General features: G+C 40.8%; 15 protein-coding genes. 7 read left to right on the top strand and 8 right to left on the bottom strand.

What is annotated here, in order from left to right; translation table 11 throughout:
* Positions 1-176 precede the first annotated feature (176 nt).
* Complete coding sequence (locus CWB60_RS15300; RefSeq protein WP_054982159.1) at positions 177-1,751, bottom strand: cation:proton antiporter domain-containing protein; 1,575 nt, start codon at positions 1,749-1,751, stop codon at positions 177-179.
* Positions 1,752-2,017: 266 nt separating this feature from the next.
* Here CWB60_RS15300 and CWB60_RS15295 point away from each other — a divergent pair, with 266 nt between their 5' ends.
* Both CWB60_RS15295 and CWB60_RS15290 read left to right on the top strand, forming a co-directional pair.
* Complete coding sequence (locus CWB60_RS15295; RefSeq protein WP_004587355.1) at positions 2,018-2,761, top strand: sporulation protein; 744 nt, start codon at positions 2,018-2,020, stop codon at positions 2,759-2,761.
* 58 nt (positions 2,762-2,819) lie between these two features.
* Positions 2,820-3,269: a GNAT family N-acetyltransferase gene (locus CWB60_RS15290; protein WP_004587354.1), complete on the top strand. Its 450-nt coding sequence runs from the start codon at positions 2,820-2,822 to the stop codon at positions 3,267-3,269.
* A 101-nt stretch (positions 3,270-3,370) separates the two neighbouring features.
* On the opposite strand, the gene CWB60_RS15285 is transcribed toward CWB60_RS15290, so the two are convergent.
* The 6 genes from CWB60_RS15285 to CWB60_RS15260 all read right to left on the bottom strand — a co-directional run bounded on the left by CWB60_RS15285 (position 3,371) and on the right by CWB60_RS15260 (position 9,238).
* A complete protein-coding gene (locus CWB60_RS15285) occupies positions 3,371-4,723 on the bottom strand; it encodes a sodium-dependent transporter (RefSeq protein WP_096739947.1) in 1,353 nt (450 codons plus the stop codon).
* 181 nt (positions 4,724-4,904) lie between these two features.
* On the bottom strand, positions 4,905-6,197 hold the full coding sequence (locus CWB60_RS15280; protein ID WP_121637168.1) for a HAMP domain-containing sensor histidine kinase: 1,293 nt from the start codon (positions 6,195-6,197) through the stop codon (positions 4,905-4,907).
* Positions 6,198-6,214: 17 nt separating this feature from the next.
* Positions 6,215-6,922 carry a response regulator gene (locus tag CWB60_RS15275; RefSeq protein ID WP_054982162.1) on the bottom strand — a complete coding sequence of 236 codons (708 nt, stop codon included), beginning with the start codon at positions 6,920-6,922 and terminating at the stop codon, positions 6,215-6,217.
* 195 nt (positions 6,923-7,117) lie between these two features.
* Positions 7,118-7,501, bottom strand: coding sequence for a DUF3019 domain-containing protein (locus tag CWB60_RS15270; protein WP_138577500.1), 384 nt, complete (start codon positions 7,499-7,501; stop codon positions 7,118-7,120).
* Positions 7,491-8,348 carry a MipA/OmpV family protein gene (locus CWB60_RS15265; protein WP_004587349.1) on the bottom strand — a complete coding sequence of 286 codons (858 nt, stop codon included), beginning with the start codon at positions 8,346-8,348 and terminating at the stop codon, positions 7,491-7,493. Before CWB60_RS15265 ends, CWB60_RS15270 begins: the two co-directional genes overlap by 11 nt.
* Positions 8,349-8,434: 86 nt before the next feature.
* On the bottom strand, positions 8,435-9,238 hold the full coding sequence (locus CWB60_RS15260) for a hypothetical protein (protein ID WP_029773447.1): 804 nt from the start codon (positions 9,236-9,238) through the stop codon (positions 8,435-8,437).
* A 115-nt stretch (positions 9,239-9,353) separates the two neighbouring features.
* Here CWB60_RS15260 and CWB60_RS15255 point away from each other — a divergent pair, with 115 nt between their 5' ends.
* Complete coding sequence (locus tag CWB60_RS15255; RefSeq protein WP_138577498.1) at positions 9,354-10,499, top strand: serine hydrolase domain-containing protein; 1,146 nt, start codon at positions 9,354-9,356, stop codon at positions 10,497-10,499.
* Between the two features lie 135 nt (positions 10,500-10,634).
* Here CWB60_RS15255 and yhbY read toward each other — a convergent pair whose 3' ends face one another.
* Positions 10,635-10,931, bottom strand: coding sequence for a ribosome assembly RNA-binding protein YhbY (gene yhbY, locus CWB60_RS15250; protein WP_004587346.1), 297 nt, complete (start codon positions 10,929-10,931; stop codon positions 10,635-10,637).
* 88 nt (positions 10,932-11,019) lie between these two features.
* Here yhbY and rlmE point away from each other — a divergent pair, with 88 nt between their 5' ends.
* The 4 genes from rlmE (at position 11,020) to glmM (ending at position 15,915) form a co-directional block, all read left to right on the top strand.
* Positions 11,020-11,649 (top strand): 23S rRNA (uridine(2552)-2'-O)-methyltransferase RlmE, encoded by a 630-nt coding sequence (rlmE, locus tag CWB60_RS15245; protein WP_004587345.1) that lies wholly within the window; start codon positions 11,020-11,022, stop codon positions 11,647-11,649.
* A 66-nt stretch (positions 11,650-11,715) separates the two neighbouring features.
* Positions 11,716-13,659, top strand: a complete 1,944-nt coding sequence (gene ftsH / locus CWB60_RS15240) for an ATP-dependent zinc metalloprotease FtsH (RefSeq protein ID WP_004587344.1) — start codon at positions 11,716-11,718, stop codon at positions 13,657-13,659.
* A gap of 70 nt (positions 13,660-13,729) precedes the next feature.
* Positions 13,730-14,575 (top strand): dihydropteroate synthase, encoded by an 846-nt coding sequence (gene folP / locus CWB60_RS15235; protein ID WP_138577496.1) that lies wholly within the window; start codon positions 13,730-13,732, stop codon positions 14,573-14,575.
* Positions 14,575-15,915: a phosphoglucosamine mutase gene (gene glmM / locus CWB60_RS15230; protein WP_004587342.1), complete on the top strand. Its 1,341-nt coding sequence runs from the start codon at positions 14,575-14,577 to the stop codon at positions 15,913-15,915. Before folP ends, glmM begins: the two co-directional genes overlap by 1 nt.
* The last annotated feature ends 32 nt before the right edge of the window (positions 15,916-15,947 follow it).

Genomic DNA, 15,947 nt, shown 5'->3' with positions numbered 1-15,947 from the left:
GGTGCGAAGGCGTTTATTTAAACAACACCGGTAGTTTATCTGTTTTTTTTACAGATAGAGAGAAGTAATGTAAAGGAATGTAAATAAAATGAGTTTTTAAACTAAAACTAATAAAAAAGCCTTATTAAAAATAAGGCGTTTTCATTTGGTTGTTTTTATTATTTAGTATAAAAGTGCTATTTTTCGAATAACTCTTGCTTTACGTGCTCGGCAAAACCACTTCCTGCTTCTAAATAAAAGTTATAGGTCGAGTTTACGCCCATTTGTTCAAGCTCTTTTTGTTGATCAGGGTAATTGGCGATAGCTGTTACTTGGCCGTTATAGCCTGAGGCTTGTAATTGCTCTAGTGCAAAAATATTTTGCATATGCTTTGGCATAGCTAACATGACCATTTCAACATGAGAGTGGTTAACGCGCTGCCAAAAGTCAGGGTCGGTGGCATCGGCAAGGAGTACCTTTCGATTGCGTTTAATATGTTTTTCTACCACCTCTGGTTTTATATCAATGCCCGCCACTACATTAGGGTGAGTCGCATTTATTGTTTCGTAAGCACCTGTACCTATGCGGCCCATACCAAATATAACGATTTTAGTGTCGTTTAAATTAACGGGTAACTCTTCAGCTAAGCGGGTTTTGCTTTCGAATTTTAATAGCCAGCGCTCAATTTTTACGTATAACTCGTTTGAGCGTTTATTAAGAGGCGATGCAATAACAAAGGTAATAGACACCGCAATAGCCATTACCGCCAGCCACTCTGAGGTGATCATGCCTGTAGAGGCTGCCACAGCACACACAATAAGGCCAAACTCACTAAAATTAGCAAGGCTAAATGCAGTGAGTAACGAGGTCCGTGCTCTGAGTTTAAAGGTATTCGTAAACACATAATAAAGTAAGGTTTTAACTGGCAGAACAAATATAAGGATTAGCGCTACAATTAATGAATTCGCTGTAAGCTCTGCGTTTAAACCAATACTTAAGAAAAAACCGACCAGCAAAATATCTTTTAAATTAAGCAGCGACTTTGAAAGCTCTCCCGCCTTTTTATGTGGCGCAAACATCATCCCCATAATGAGCGCGCCTAAATCGCCCTTTAAACCTGCAAAATCAAAAGCGTTATAACCGGCTACCAACGCAAAGAAAAAGCCAAATAACGGCAATAGCTCACCATGTTTAGAGCGGTTAAGCACTGCATACATAAGCGGGCGTACTAAAGGGAGTGCAATAATTAAAGCAAGAGCCCACATATTAGGTACTTTGCCGGTGCTAATGGCTAAAAATATAACCGCAAAAATATCCTGCATAACTAAAATGCCAATGGCTATTTTTCCGTGTAGGCTTGCCATTTCACCGCGCTCTTCAAGTACTTTTACCGCAAATACAGTGCTTGAAAAGCTTAGCGCAAACCCAACTAATAAGGCACTTTGCCAGCTTAAATCAACAAACATAGGCACAGCAAAAATACCTAGCAGTAACATAAAGCCACTAAATAATGCACTGCTAAAAATAATGTGTAGGGTAGCGGGTGCCCATACTTGGGGCTTGATTAAGCTGTTTACTTTAAGTTTTAAGCCAATACTAAATAAAAGAAGTGTTACACCCAGTGCCGCAATGGTATCGAGTAGTTCGGTGCTTTTATAGCCAGATAAATTTAATGCAAAACCGGCAAGTAAAAAGCCAATAAGGGGAGGAAGTTTTAATTGATAAACACCAAAGCCACAAACAAACGCGGCGGCAAAATAGATTAGTTCCATAATTCTTAATATCACTTCATTTGGGATTGCAGTGTAGCGAAAATTTTATACCATTGAAAATAAAAATAGCCCTAAAAATGAGCGCGTTTAATCAATTACTTGCCCAGCTACGTATAAAAAATGCACATTAAACACGTATTTAATCGTAAATAGCATGTAAATAACATTTTTTCACTGACATTGGCTTTTAAATATGGTTAAGATGCTTTAACGAAGGAGTTTAAGCTTGAGCAACAAACTGAGCCGCTCAGCTTAAGGAGATAGATATGTTTAAAAAGATTTTAGCGTCGGTAGGTATTGGCGCTGCAAAAGTAGATACAATTTTAGAAACTGAGCATCTTCAGCCAGGGCAACTTTTTAACGCTAATATCGTTATAACTGCAGGCGATGTGGCTCAAGAAATTGCTGGCCTTGATTTGTTTTTAATGACTCGCGTTAAAGTTGATGGCGAAGAAGGTGAGTACTTTACTAATCACGTAATTGATCAGTGGCGTATAACCGATATAGGCACTGTTGAGCCAGGTGAAGTTAAAAGTATTCCATTTGAAGCGCGCCTTCATCCAGAAACGCCAATTACTGAAATTAATGCCGGCTACAACCAATCACATGTATGGATTGAAACAGGCCTTGATATTGATTTAGCACTAGACCCAACAGATAAAGACCATTTGCATATTTACCCTAACGAAGCTGTTAAAACCTGTATGCAAGCAATGGATAAATTAGGGTTTAGTTTATTAAAAGCTGATGTTGAAAAAGGGCATTTACGTGCGCCTACTTTTCAGTCGGTATCGGGGTGTTATCAAGAGTTAGAATACAAGCCTAATAGCCGCAGCTTATTTGGTATTCAAGAGATTGAATTATCGTTTGTACCAGAAGCACACAAAACGCATGTTTTAATTGAGCTGGATAGAGCATTTAGAGGCGATGGTTATGTTGATTTAACCATAGAGCACGACCATGTGAATTTATCGCAGTTGTGCGACCAATTAGAGCGTTTGTTTGCCTAAGTGATGCGTAATTTAACTAAACCCAGCTTAGGCTGGGTTTTTTATTTTAGGATTTTATATGTCGTTTAAATGTGCGCATTTTGATGCGCTTGATACGCGTACTTTATTTACGATAATGCGCGGCCGTGTTGATGTATTTGTAGTAGAGCAAACATGCCCTTACCCTGAACTAGATGAGGTAGACATTAACCCTAGTACTCAGCATTTATATGCAATTGCAGATAATAGTTTATTAGCTTATGCCCGCTGCTATGAAAAAAACGAGCAGTACAGTGCAATAGGCCGTGTACTGGTTTGCAAAAGTGAACGAGGTAAAGGGCGGGCTACTGAGCTTGTAAATGCGGCCATAGCGTGTTGTAAAAAGCAGTGGCCACAGCGTCATATTTATATAGGCGCACAAACCTATTTATTAGCATTTTATCGCTCTTTTGGCTTTACAGAAGTGGGGGAGCAATACCTAGAAGATGGCATCCCTCATCAAGATATGGTGTTAAATACTCTAAGCTAATTTATTACGAGTAAATTTAAGCTATTAAAAAGCCCACTTAACGCGTGGGCTTTACTTAATTTAGAACTTAACCTGAACTCGGGTTAGTTAAAAATAACGTTTTAACTTAACACCGAATGTAAAAACACAGCACCAATAGCTATAGGGCACACAAACTTAGTGTATACAGGCCATACTTTCCAAAATAGTGTGTTATGAACCTCAGGGTTACCTTGCTGTATTGCTTTTAGTAGTGAGCCACGGTACCAAATCCAGCCAACAAAAATACAACACATCAAGCCAAGTAAAGGCTGAGCAACTTTAGTTGTTAGGGTGATCACTAAACCAAATAAGCTTCCTAAGTTACATACTATGGTAATGCTCACTGCGCTTATTAGCGCGCCAATTAGCCATGTTGCCTGCAGGCGGCTCATTGCAAAGCGCTCCACAGTATAGGATACCGGCGCCTCTAACATTGAAATAGAGGAGGTAAGTGCGGCTATACTCATTAAGGCAAAAAATGCAAAACCTATAAATAAACCCACAGAGCCCATACCATCAAACAATGCAGGTAGCACTTGAAACACCAGTGTGTCTTCAGAGAGAAGTTTGCCTGTAGATGAAAAAATTTCTACGCCTTGAGCTTGTGCGACATACATGGCAGGTATAATTAAAAGGCCCGCTACAAACGCGATAAACACATCTATTAAGGTTACATAAGCGCCTAGCGTGACTAGGTTTTCTTTTTTACTTATGTAAGAGCCATAAATAATCATCACACTGGTGCCTAATGACAAAGAGAAAAACGCTTGGCCGAGTGCACTTACGAGTAAATTTGCATCAAATATAGATGAAAAATCAGGCACTAAATAGGCTTTAAGCCCTTGCATAGCACCTTCTTGGGTCATAACGTAGGCAATTAAGGCAAATAAAATACCTAAAAGCGCAGGCATCAGACGCTTAGACCATTTTTCTATGCCGTTTTCTACGCCACGGCTAATAATAGCCACGGTGAGTATGATAAATATCACTGTAAAAATGATGTTTCGTGAAAGTGACTGCTCACTTAACCACGTTGAAGCTTGGTTTGCACCAGCTAATGTAGTGATAGGTTCGATTGTCGCGCTGAGCATCCAGCCTGCCACAATGGCATAAAAACTTAAAATAAAGCCCGCACATAAAATCCCGCCAAAACCCACGATAAAAGCAAAGCGCTTTTGCCACGCGTGTGATGTTATTTTTGTTAAAGAAGACACCGCATTAGCTTGTCCGTGGCGGCCAATTATAAGCTCAGCCATAAGTGCGGGGTATGCTAAAAAGAACGCGAGTACCAAATAAGCGACTAAAAAAGCTGCACCACCATTGCTAGCTGTTTGGGTAGGAAAACCCCAAATATTACCTAAACCTACTGCAGAGCCTGCGGCGGCCATTATAAATCCAAAGCGAGAGCTAAACTCACCTCTAACTGCGCTCATATTGTTGTACTTCTCTATTTTTTGACGGCGCTGACAATCTACTGGAATTGCAAATAAATAAAAAGTACTTATTTGCCCAATTGTGACAATAATTATCGTCTGGTGTGTCTATCACGCGATGCATTTAATTAATGTTATCAACAGGTTTAGAATAAGGAGTTGATTTTGTGTAAATAATATTTTACGAATCGTGATGCTGGCCAATTTTAAGGGTAAAACACGCCCCTTGAAGCCGCGCACTTTTACTAACGCTTACACTGCCGTGATGCCAATCTGCCACTTTTGCAACAATGGCTAAGCCTAAGCCATAACTTTTATCAGCACGGTTACGGTGGCTTTCTTCTCTAAAAAATGGGCTAAAAACGTTATTAAAGTTCTCTGGTGCGATGCCTGGGCCATCATCTTCAACCGTAATATATAAATAATGCTCATCGCGCTTTGCACTGACATAAATAGTGTCTTTTGCAAAGTCACAGGCATTGCCAATTAAATTACTAATAGCCCGAGCAAGCCAATGTAAGTCAGCAAAAACCATATCGTCACTACTGTTTAGTTGTATTTTAAGTTGGCTGGTTTCAATTTTAGGCGAAAGCTGTGTAAGTAAATCCTCAAGGTAGTGCGATAAATTAGTTTGCGAGTAGGTGAGCTGGTTGGCATTTTGCTCAAGGGTTGCAAAGGCTAAATAGCTTTTAAGCATCGATTCCATATGATCGAGATCGTTTTCCATACGCACAAGGTATTGTTTAACTTTAGGCATATCTGTGCTGTCGAGCGCAGCATCTAAGCCAAAGCGTAAACATGCGATAGGGGTTCTAATATCGTGCGATAAGCTCGATGCCATTAATTTGTTCTCCGCCACGAGCTTTTCTATTTGGCTAGCCATGCGGTTAAATGTAAGCTCAACATCTCTTATGTAGGTAAAGTGAGAGACCTTTATTCTCGCTTGCACATCTCCTGCGGCAAATTTTTTAGCCGCATCGTTTAATACTGTTAAGCGTTTAGCAAGTGGGGCAATAATAAAGCCCATAAAAATGCAGAGCCCAGCATAAAACAACAAAGTTAAAATAATATCGTTGCGCTGATCTGTTTCAAAGCCTTTATCTAGGCGCATGGAAAGATGATAAGGCGACAATACTTCGCTACTGTAGAGCATATAAAAACCTTGCTGGTCTTCTAAAATAAGGCCGCTTTGGGTATGCATTTGTAGTATTAAAGACGGCGGCAGGGCAAGAGATTCATTGTTTTTGTAATCAAGCTTTACATTAAAGTCGTTTGCCAATTGCTTTACATAAGCTGCGCGCTCTGAGGTCGCTACACTACTCAAATGTTTACTAAAGCCGTTGATCATTTGGCTTTGTAGGCTAAATTCATCATGCGGTGTTTGAGTTTGTTGGCTAAATGCATCGATTAGCCAGCCCAATACAACAATAGAAAGCAGCGCACTACCGAGTAGTGAAATGTAAAATTTTTTCATTTAAACCGCCACGGTTACTATTCCCACGCAGTGGCAACAAGTAAATAACCACGCCCCCAAATTGTTTTAATTTTTTCTGGGTTTTGCGGGTCATCATGAAACTTTTTGCGCAGCGCAGATATTAGTACATCAACACTTCTATCAAGCCCATCGTATTCACGGCCTTTGGTTGCCTTAAACACAGCATCACGCGAGACTACTTGGCCTGCATTACTGGCTAAATAGTGCAGTAGGAGGTACTCAGCACTAGAAATAGCCATATCTTGATTATTAAGCGTTACGCTGCGTGATTGAGTATCAATACTGAGTGCGCCTACAGTAATCACACTCTCGTTAGTGGTTACTTTAGTCGGTTCGCTGGTAAGGCGCAGTGCTGCTTTTATACGGGCCAGTAATGCACGAGGGCGCACAGGTTTCATGATGTAATCACTCGCACCTACTTCTAAACCAATTACTTCATCCATTTCATCATCGCGGGCGGTTAGCATAATAATGGGCGCGGTGTAAAAGCTACGTAGCTCTCTGCACACACTTATACCGTCTTGGCCTGGCAACATAATGTCGAGCAGCACAATGTTAGGGTTTAAGTTTTTTACCTGGCTTATTACTTCATCGCCGCGGTGACAAACATGGGTGGTATAGCCTTGCTCGGTTAAGTACTCTGCAACCCATTGGGCTAAAGAGGTGTCATCTTCAACTAATAAAATAGTGCCGTAATTATCCATAAAGCTTCCTTAGTGTTAGAGGGTTGCCGTGTGTGGATTGAAACTCGCCCTTAAATAACCCTAAGGGCTGCATAAGTTTGGGATTTGTGCTGCGTTAGTGCCTATTTAGGTGAACAACCACACTTTATAAGCGCTGACTTACTTAATTACCAAACACATTGCTGTAAAATCAATCACGAAAGGTCACACCTCTAATTAGAACAAGCGCCAGCGGCGTTTTTTTTGTCTATTTTGATAAACCCACTGCAGTTTAACCTCTGTTGTGGCAATAACTTGGGCTGTATTACTATCAAACAATTCAAAAGAAATACTTTGCTGGGAGTCGAAGGTATATTCAAATACGCCTTGTTGCTGCTTTAACCAGCATTGCATTATATATTTTGATGTTGCGTCCCTTAGGCAGTAATTACCAATAGTTGGTTGCTGCCAGCTAAGCGTTACATCAGTGTAGCAATTACGGCCCTCACGTAGTGCAACACAAGTGTCGGGCAGCGCAATTAATGGGGCTGTTTTATCTGTGGTTTTAGCAGATGAAATAGCAGGGAAGATCAATAATAAACAGATCCATCTAAAATACATAACGTAGGCCTACCTTGGCTTTATGTTGATACCCTTGAGAAATAATGGGGCTGTCGTCTATTTCTTTTGAAAACCACGTTGTTAACCAGCCAGACAAAAACACCCAATCTTGAGAAATAGGGTACTCAGCATGAAACTCAAACATAATACTGGTACTGCCATTAGGGGTGTAAATAGGGCGATTAGCGGTGGCTTCGTCTGCATCTATACCAAAGTAATAGTTAGTAAAACTGCCCGAATAAGCGCTAATACCCACCCCAGATCTAAACTCCCAATTACGCCATGGCAAAATATGGCTAAAAAAGGTGTTAAACACCCAGCCATTATGTGTACCTGTAATATCATGTAAAAACTCAAACGAAATTTGCGAGTTTTCAAAGCGGCGCGTTAATCTTAGCCCAGCATCAAAATCGTAATTACGCGATTTTATACCCGCAAGCTCTTCTATTACACCGTGGTTGTAAAAACCTAAACCTTTGTCATCAAAGCCAGCCTGAGTATTGGTGCCTAATATATCCAAGCCCCAATCAAATTTATCTATAAGGCTGTAACCCACAACTAAGCCGCCGCTTAATTGGTTATGATCAAAGTCGAGATAAAAGTTTTCGTAGGAAATAGCCAGGCTTAAATCGAGTTCAATGCCATCGTCGTAGGAATCAAGGCCAATTAGGTAAGAGTCTTCTACATAATAACCAGCCCCAGCGCTCCAATCCCACGCAAAGCCTTGGGTGGGCTCTAGCGTGTTATCAGCATAGTATCGATTGCTTGCCTGGCTTTGAAAGCTCAAAAAACTGGCGCAAAGCAATACGCTATTAATAAAAGTATGCTGTAAGAAAGCGTTTTTCATCCCTGGGGACCTAATTATTATTTGTTATTAAGCGTATTATATTGGTAAGTGAATCCTTGAATCTGTAAAAAATGTAGTTTTTTACGCTATTGCACTTTTATTTTGTCAATTAAAATACTGCTTAAGTAATATTGCATCATAGGCGTTAAGGCACTCACCTCTGTACGCGTACATGGGCCTTGTAGTTTAGTTAAGCTGCTTAATTTAGTAATGGTTTTAAAGGGCGGTACAGTTACTTCCTTACCTGCGCGCGCTATACGGGCTTGCTCGGTATTTTGTTGATGTACAAATGTTGCCACTTCTAACTCATTAGTAATTTTTTGCTCTTGGGCAAAGCTAAACAATAAAGGCTCACGGTGGAAGCTTGCGCTGTCTATTGATGATTTTGCAAACCATACCACATCGCCAGAGGCGCGGTGCGTAATGCGCATGCTCACTTGCGCTAGTATGGTGGCGCATTGTTGAGTAGGGTATTGCTGCGCTACTTTGGCAAATAAAGGGTAAGGGTTTTCAGGTTGAGTTAACGCATATTTTGTATCGTCAGTAAATGCTAAATCTAACTGATGAATAGCTAACGTGTAGTCACTGTTTTTGCTATCAGTCACTTCTAAGCCTTTATCGTTCAAGGCTTGGGTTATTTGCTTTAATAGCGTGTCAGTTACGCTTGCTTTATCGGTTGTAATACGCACTGTTTGGCCGCGTGTTACTTTGTGCGCCGGTAACTGTACAGACTTAACTTTTGGCGATGCGTGCTCTGTTTTATACTCAAGCTGGTAAGTTTCGCTCTTTAATGTTGGCTTTAACGGTAAAGCCAAAGGCTCGGCCGGCTGTTTGGTAATTGCACAACCTGCTGATAATAATATAAAAAGTGATACAACTATAAAACGCATAAATACTTAACACCCACTTAAAAAGCCAATAATCGCAACATTGTACGTTAGTCCTATCAAAACTTCATGATATTATGCACATAGATGTAGTTAAAAAAGAATAAATTTATAACGAATGAAGTATCTCACTAATTTTATGTACGTTTGGGTCGCTATTTGTCTATCTATACCGCTTCAGGCAATAGCTAAAGCAGACTCAAGCTGGGATGGATTCGTAAAACAGTATGGACGCTACGCAGAAAAAAAACTCAACAGTAAAGGTATTCCTGGCGCTGCGCTTTCGATAGTGAGTATTGGTAACGCTGATTATATCCACACTATGGGCCGCACTAAGGCAAGAAGTGGCACACAGGTTAACCGCCACACCCGCTTTAGGTTGGCTTCTGTGTCAAAAACATTTGCAGGGTCGTTAACTGCAAAGCTTGCAAGTGAAGGGTTAATAGATTTATTTAAACCGGTAAGTGAGTATATACCTGCTTTTAAAGGCACGGTTTATAAAGACAATTTAAAAGTGTTTCACTTATTAAGCCACTCCAGCGGGTTGGTCCCTAATGCGTATGACAATTTAATCGAATCAAGAATGAATTACCCCGATATTGTCGAAAAGCTATTAACAGTAAAGCCCATTTGCGAACCAGGCCAATGCTACGGCTATCAAAATGTGATGTTTAGTTTAATTGATGATGTTATTTACAGCGGTACCAATAAAAAATATGACCAGTGGTTGCAAGAGGGAATTTTTACACCATTAAAAATGAGCGATACCAGCTTAGGCTACGATGCAATGGTGCAGGATAAAAATTATGCGCTGCCGCACGTTAGAGGCAAAAAACGTTGGTACACAGCCAAGCTGAAAAAAAACTATTATAAAGTCGGCCCGGCTGCGGGCGTAAATGCAAGTGCCACCGATATGGCAAAATGGTTAAATGCGCAATTAGGGCAAAACCTAGATGTACTCTCTTTAGATGCACTTGCTACACAAACACGTCCTTATACACTTACAAAAAAAGAGCGTTATAGACGAGTATGGAAAAAGGAATTAGAACAAGCTTATTATGGATTAGGCTGGCGTGTTTATAACTATAACGATGAAACGCTTTATTATCATAGTGGCTGGGTGCAAGGCTATCGCAGTGATTTGGTGGTTTTACCGCATTTAAATGTGGGTTTTAGCTTGATTGTTAACGCGGAAACAGGCGTGATAAATGAATTAACTACTGAATTTTTAGACCGTTTATTAAAATACAAACGCACTAAATAAACATACCTAAGATTGCTTAAAAGAGCCGTGCTTTTAAATTTATTTTTTACCGGTAAAAAGCATAAATAAGTACATATAATAAAAAAACCAGCTTAATGCTGGTTTTTTTATAAAAAGGCTCACTGCACAATTAACTTATGCGCGTGGTAATTGAATCTTTTTTTCTGCACTTTGACGATACAATACAACAGTGTGACCTATTGTTTGTAGCTTAGTAGCGCCGGTTTCACGAACGATTGCATCAAAAATAAGTGCTTTTGTTTCACGATCGTCAGTAGGTACTTTTACTTTAATCAATTCGTGAATTTCTAATGCACTTTGAATTTCGACTACTACCCCCTCGGTTAAACCGTTAGAACCTAGTAAAACTACAGGCTTAAGGCTATGTGCCTGACCTTTTAAAAACTGCTTTTGTTTGTTTGATAATGTCATGTTTATACAAATTTTGCTGAATATGGCTTGAATTAAGGGTATTCTAACGCCATCTAAAGAATATTACTAATTAGTTGCGTGTTAATTTATGACAAATAAAAAACATTCAGCCAGTTCAAAGCGATGGCTGAAAGAACATTTTGATGATCAATATGTTCAGCAAGCGCAAAAAAAAGGCTGGCGTTCTCGAGCTGTTTTCAAATTAGATGAGATCCAAAATAAAGATAAACTGCTTCGCCCTGGTATGACCGTTGTTGATTTAGGTGCTGCACCCGGCAGCTGGTCACAATACTTAGCCGAGAAAGTATCTGATAAAGGTCAGGTTGTTGCGTGTGACATATTACCTATGGACTCACTTGCGGGGGTTGACTTTTTACAAGGCGATTTTCGTGAAGAAGCCGTACTTGATGCATTGTTAAAACGCATTGATGGTAAAAATGTTGATGTGGTACTCTCTGACATGGCACCAAATATGAGCGGTAATAACTCGGTAGATCAAGCGGGTAGCATGTATTTGGTAGAATTAGCACTTGATATGTGTCATCAAGTATTAAAGAAAAATGGTGCATTTGTTGTTAAAGTGTTTCAAGGTGAAGGCTTTGATCAATACTTGCAAGACGTTCGTAATAGTTTTAAAGCAGTGAAAATACGCAAACCTGATGCCTCACGTGCCCGTTCTCGGGAAGTATATATAGTAGCGACCGGCTACAAACTGTAGTACAGTTGCTTGGCGTTTAGTTGAATTTAAATTAATTGGATACAAGAGGTTAACCCCTTGAGCGATATGGCGAAAAATCTAATACTCTGGCTGGTTATTGCAGTTGTGCTAATGTCAGTATTTCAGAGCTTTAATGGCGGCGATCAAGTTGATCGTCAAACAAGTTACACTCAATTTGTAAAAGACGTGCGTAGCGGCTCTTTACAAGAAGTTATTATTGACCGTGGAACAGGTAATATTACAGGTACTAAAAGCAGTGGTGAGCGTTTTCAAACCACAATGCCAATGTACGATGAAGACTTAATTAATGATTTACTTAAAAATGATGTAAATGTGAAAGGCGTTCAGCCTGAAGAACAATCGTTTTTAGCAAGTATTTTTATCTCTTGGTTCCCAATGTTGCTGCTTATAGGTGTATGGATATTCTTCATGCGTCAAATGCAAGGCGGTGGCGGTAAAGGCGCAATGTCGTTTGGTAAAAGCAAAGCGCGCCTGATGAGCGAAGACCAAGTTAAAACAACTTTTGCTGATGTAGCAGGTTGTGATGAAGCAAAAGACGACGTAACAGAGTTAGTAGACTTTTTACGTGACCCTTCTAAGTTCCAAAAACTTGGTGGTAGTATTCCTAAGGGCGTACTAATGGTAGGTCCTCCTGGTACAGGTAAAACATTACTTGCAAAAGCCGTAGCCGGTGAAGCAAAAGTACCGTTTTTCACCATTTCAGGCTCTGACTTTGTTGAAATGTTTGTTGGTGTGGGCGCATCGCGTGTACGTGACATGTTTGAGCAAGCTAAAAAGGCTGCACCCTGTATTATCTTTATAGATGAGATTGATGCTGTAGGTCGTAAGCGTGGCGCTGGCATGGGTGGTGGACACGACGAACGTGAACAAACACTAAACCAAATGCTAGTAGAGATGGATGGTTTTGAAGGTAACGAAGGTATTATCGTTATAGCGGCAACTAACCGCCCTGACGTACTAGACCCTGCATTACTTCGTCCTGGTCGTTTTGACCGTCAAGTAGTAGTTGGCTTACCTGATATTCGTGGCCGTGAGCAAATTCTTAAAGTACATATGCGTAAAGTGCCATTAGGCGATAACGTAGAAGCGGCAGTAATTGCACGTGGTACGCCTGGTTTCTCTGGTGCTGATTTAGCAAACCTTGTAAACGAAGCCGCACTTTATGCCGCACGTGGTAATAAACGTGTTGTAAGTATGGCTGAGTTTGATGCTGCTAAAGACAAAATCATGATGGGTGCAGAGCGCAAGACCATGGTGATGAGTGAGCAAGAGAAAGAAATGACGGCTTACCATGAAGCGGGCCATGCTATTGTTGGTCGTATGGTGCCAGAGCACGACCCAGTTTATAAAGTGTCGATTATTCCACGTGGACGTGCCCTTGGTGTAACTATGTACTTACCTGAACAGGACCGTGTTAGTCATTCTAAAGAGCTTTTAGAGTCAATGATTTCAAGCCTTTACGGTGGCCGAATTGCTGAAGCACTTATTTATGGCGAAGACAAAGTAACAACGGGTGCGAGTAACGACATTGAGCGTGCAACAGATATTGCACGTAAAATGGTAACGCAGTGGGGCTTGAGTGAAAAACTAGGTCCGTTACTTTACGCTGAAGATCAAAACGAGATGTACATGGGTGGCGGCGGTGGTCGCGCAATGAGCATGTCTGATGAAACAGCTAAAGTAATTGATGCCGAAGTACGCTTATTCTCAGACCGTAATTATCAAAGAGCAGAAGATATATTAAAAGAAAATATTGATATTCTTCATGCGATGAAAGATGCATTAATGAAATACGAAACAATTGATGCTAAACAAATTGATGATTTAATGGCGCGTCAGCCTGTGCGTGAACCACGTGATGCACATGACCGTTTAGACGATAAGCCAACTAAAACAGTCGCACCTCAAGAAAAGCCGGTTGATGAAAGCCAAAAACCGGATGATTCATCGAAAAAAGATGAAACAAACCTTGATGATAAAGCTGAATAATCGTTAAAATAATACTTTAAAAGCCCCGTACTTCGGGGCTTTTTTGTATCAAATAACTAAAAGGTTGGCGATGACTAACATAATAAACCTTCCCCGTGGGCGTAAACTTAATTTAGAAAAACCATGTGTGATGGGTATTTTAAATGTGACCCCAGATTCATTTTCTGATGGTGGAAAGTTTTTAGATACAGCGCACGCGGTGCAACAGGCAATGCAGTTGCTAGACGAGGGTGCAACTATCATTGATATTGGCGGGGAGTCTACACGCCCAGGCGCGCCAGATGTTAATTTAGACGATGAACTTAATCGTGTGATACCTGCAATAAAAGCCATTAGAGCTAAAAGTGACTGCGTTATATCGGTAGATACCAGTAAAGCACAGGTCATGGAGCAGGCGATTTTAGCAGGTGCTGATATAGTTAACGACGTACGTGCATTACAAGAGCCCCACGCACTTAGCACACTCGCTAAGTATCCCGATGTAGCAATTTGTTTAATGCATATGCAAGGGCAGCCACGGACAATGCAAAGTGAACCCACTTATACTGACTTGCCAGCGCAAATTAACCTCTTTTTTGAGCAGCGCATAAGCGCATGCGAAACAGCGGGTATTAAGGTGGAGCAACTTATCCTCGACCCAGGTTTTGGCTTTGGCAAAACCCTAGAGCATAATTTTGAAATACTTGCTAAATTTAATGCATTTAATCAATTTGAACTACCGCTTTTAGCAGGTCTTTCACGCAAGTCGATGATAGGTAATTTGCTAAACAGAAAAACAGATGAGCGATTAGCTGGCAGCTTAGCCGGTGCGCTAATTGCCGCGCAAAATGGCGCAAAAATTATTCGTGTACACGATGTAAAAGAAACAGCAGATGTGCTTGGTGTACTCCAAGCTTGCGAAAAAGGAGCTTTATAATGAGCGAAAGAAAATATTTTGGTACCGATGGGGTACGTGGTTTAGTGGGCACAGCTCCAATTAACCCTGAATTTGCAATGAAATTAGGCTGGGCCGCAGGTCGAGTTTTGTCTCTAAGTGGAACAAAAAAAGTAATTATAGGTAAAGATACCCGTATTTCAGGTTACATGCTAGAAACCGCGCTTGAAGCTGGTTTAATTGCCGCAGGAATAGATGTCGTACTACTTGGGCCAATGCCAACGCCCGCTGTTGCATATTTAGCGCAAACGTTTAGAGCCGAAGCAGGTATTGTAATTAGTGCATCGCATAACCCTTATTACGATAACGGGATTAAGTTTTTTAATGGCCAAGGCTTAAAGTTGGATGACGACGTTGAGCTACAAATTGAAGCGATGCTTGATGAACCAATGACCTGTGTTGCCTCAGATAAGCTTGGTAAAGCCTCGCGCTTAGTAAGTGCTGATGGGCGCTATATTGAATTTTGTAAAAGCCAATTTCCACAAGGCTTATCACTTGAAGGTTTAAAAGTTGTACTAGATTGTGCCAATGGGGCAACCTACCATATTGCACCGTCGGTAATGCGTGAGCTAGGCGCTGAAGTGATTACTCATGCATGTGAGCCTAATGGGGTGAATATAAACCATGAATGTGGTGCTACACACGTTGATACGTTAAAGCGCAAAGTGCTAGAGCACAAAGCTGATGTGGGTATTGCTTACGATGGCGATGGTGATCGCGTAATGATGGTTGATCACAACGGTCGCGTATTTGACGGTGATGACTTAGTTTACATTATTGCCTGCCAAGCGGCTGAAGATCATATGCTAGGTGGTGGTGTGGTTGGCACGGTTATGTCGAACATGGGGCTTGAAAATGCATTAAAAGCAAAAGGAATTGAATTTGCGCGCAGTAAAGTTGGCGACCGTTATGTAATGGAAATGCTGCAGCAAAAAGGGTGGAGAATTGGCGGTGAAAGCTCAGGCCATGTATTAAACCTCGATTTAATCACCACGGGCGATGGTATCATTTCAAGCCTTCAGGTATTGGCTGCAATGGTGGCTCAAAATCGCACATTACAAGATTTAGGGGCTGGTTTTACAAAGTACCCAATGAAAATGATTAATGTACGTTACACACCTGGCACAGACCCTACACAAGCACCAGAAGTACAAGATGCGGTTGCGCAAGTAGAGCAAGCTTTAGGCGAAAAAGGCCGTGTTTTACTTCGTAAATCAGGCACTGAACCGGTAGTACGTGTTATGGTTGAAGCCGAACAAGAAAAAATAGTCATAGACAGCGCGCAAAAAATTGCAGCTGTTGTCGAATCTATGAGCAAATAAACTGATTGAGAACAATAACCTCTTGTAACTTA

It is taken from the genome of Pseudoalteromonas sp. S327, from assembly GCF_005886415.1.
In the GTDB taxonomy this organism is placed as follows: Bacteria; Pseudomonadota; Gammaproteobacteria; order Enterobacterales; family Alteromonadaceae; genus Pseudoalteromonas; species Pseudoalteromonas atlantica.
Note: the sequence above shows the minus strand (reverse complement) of the source record. Positions and strands in the feature narration are given on the sequence as shown.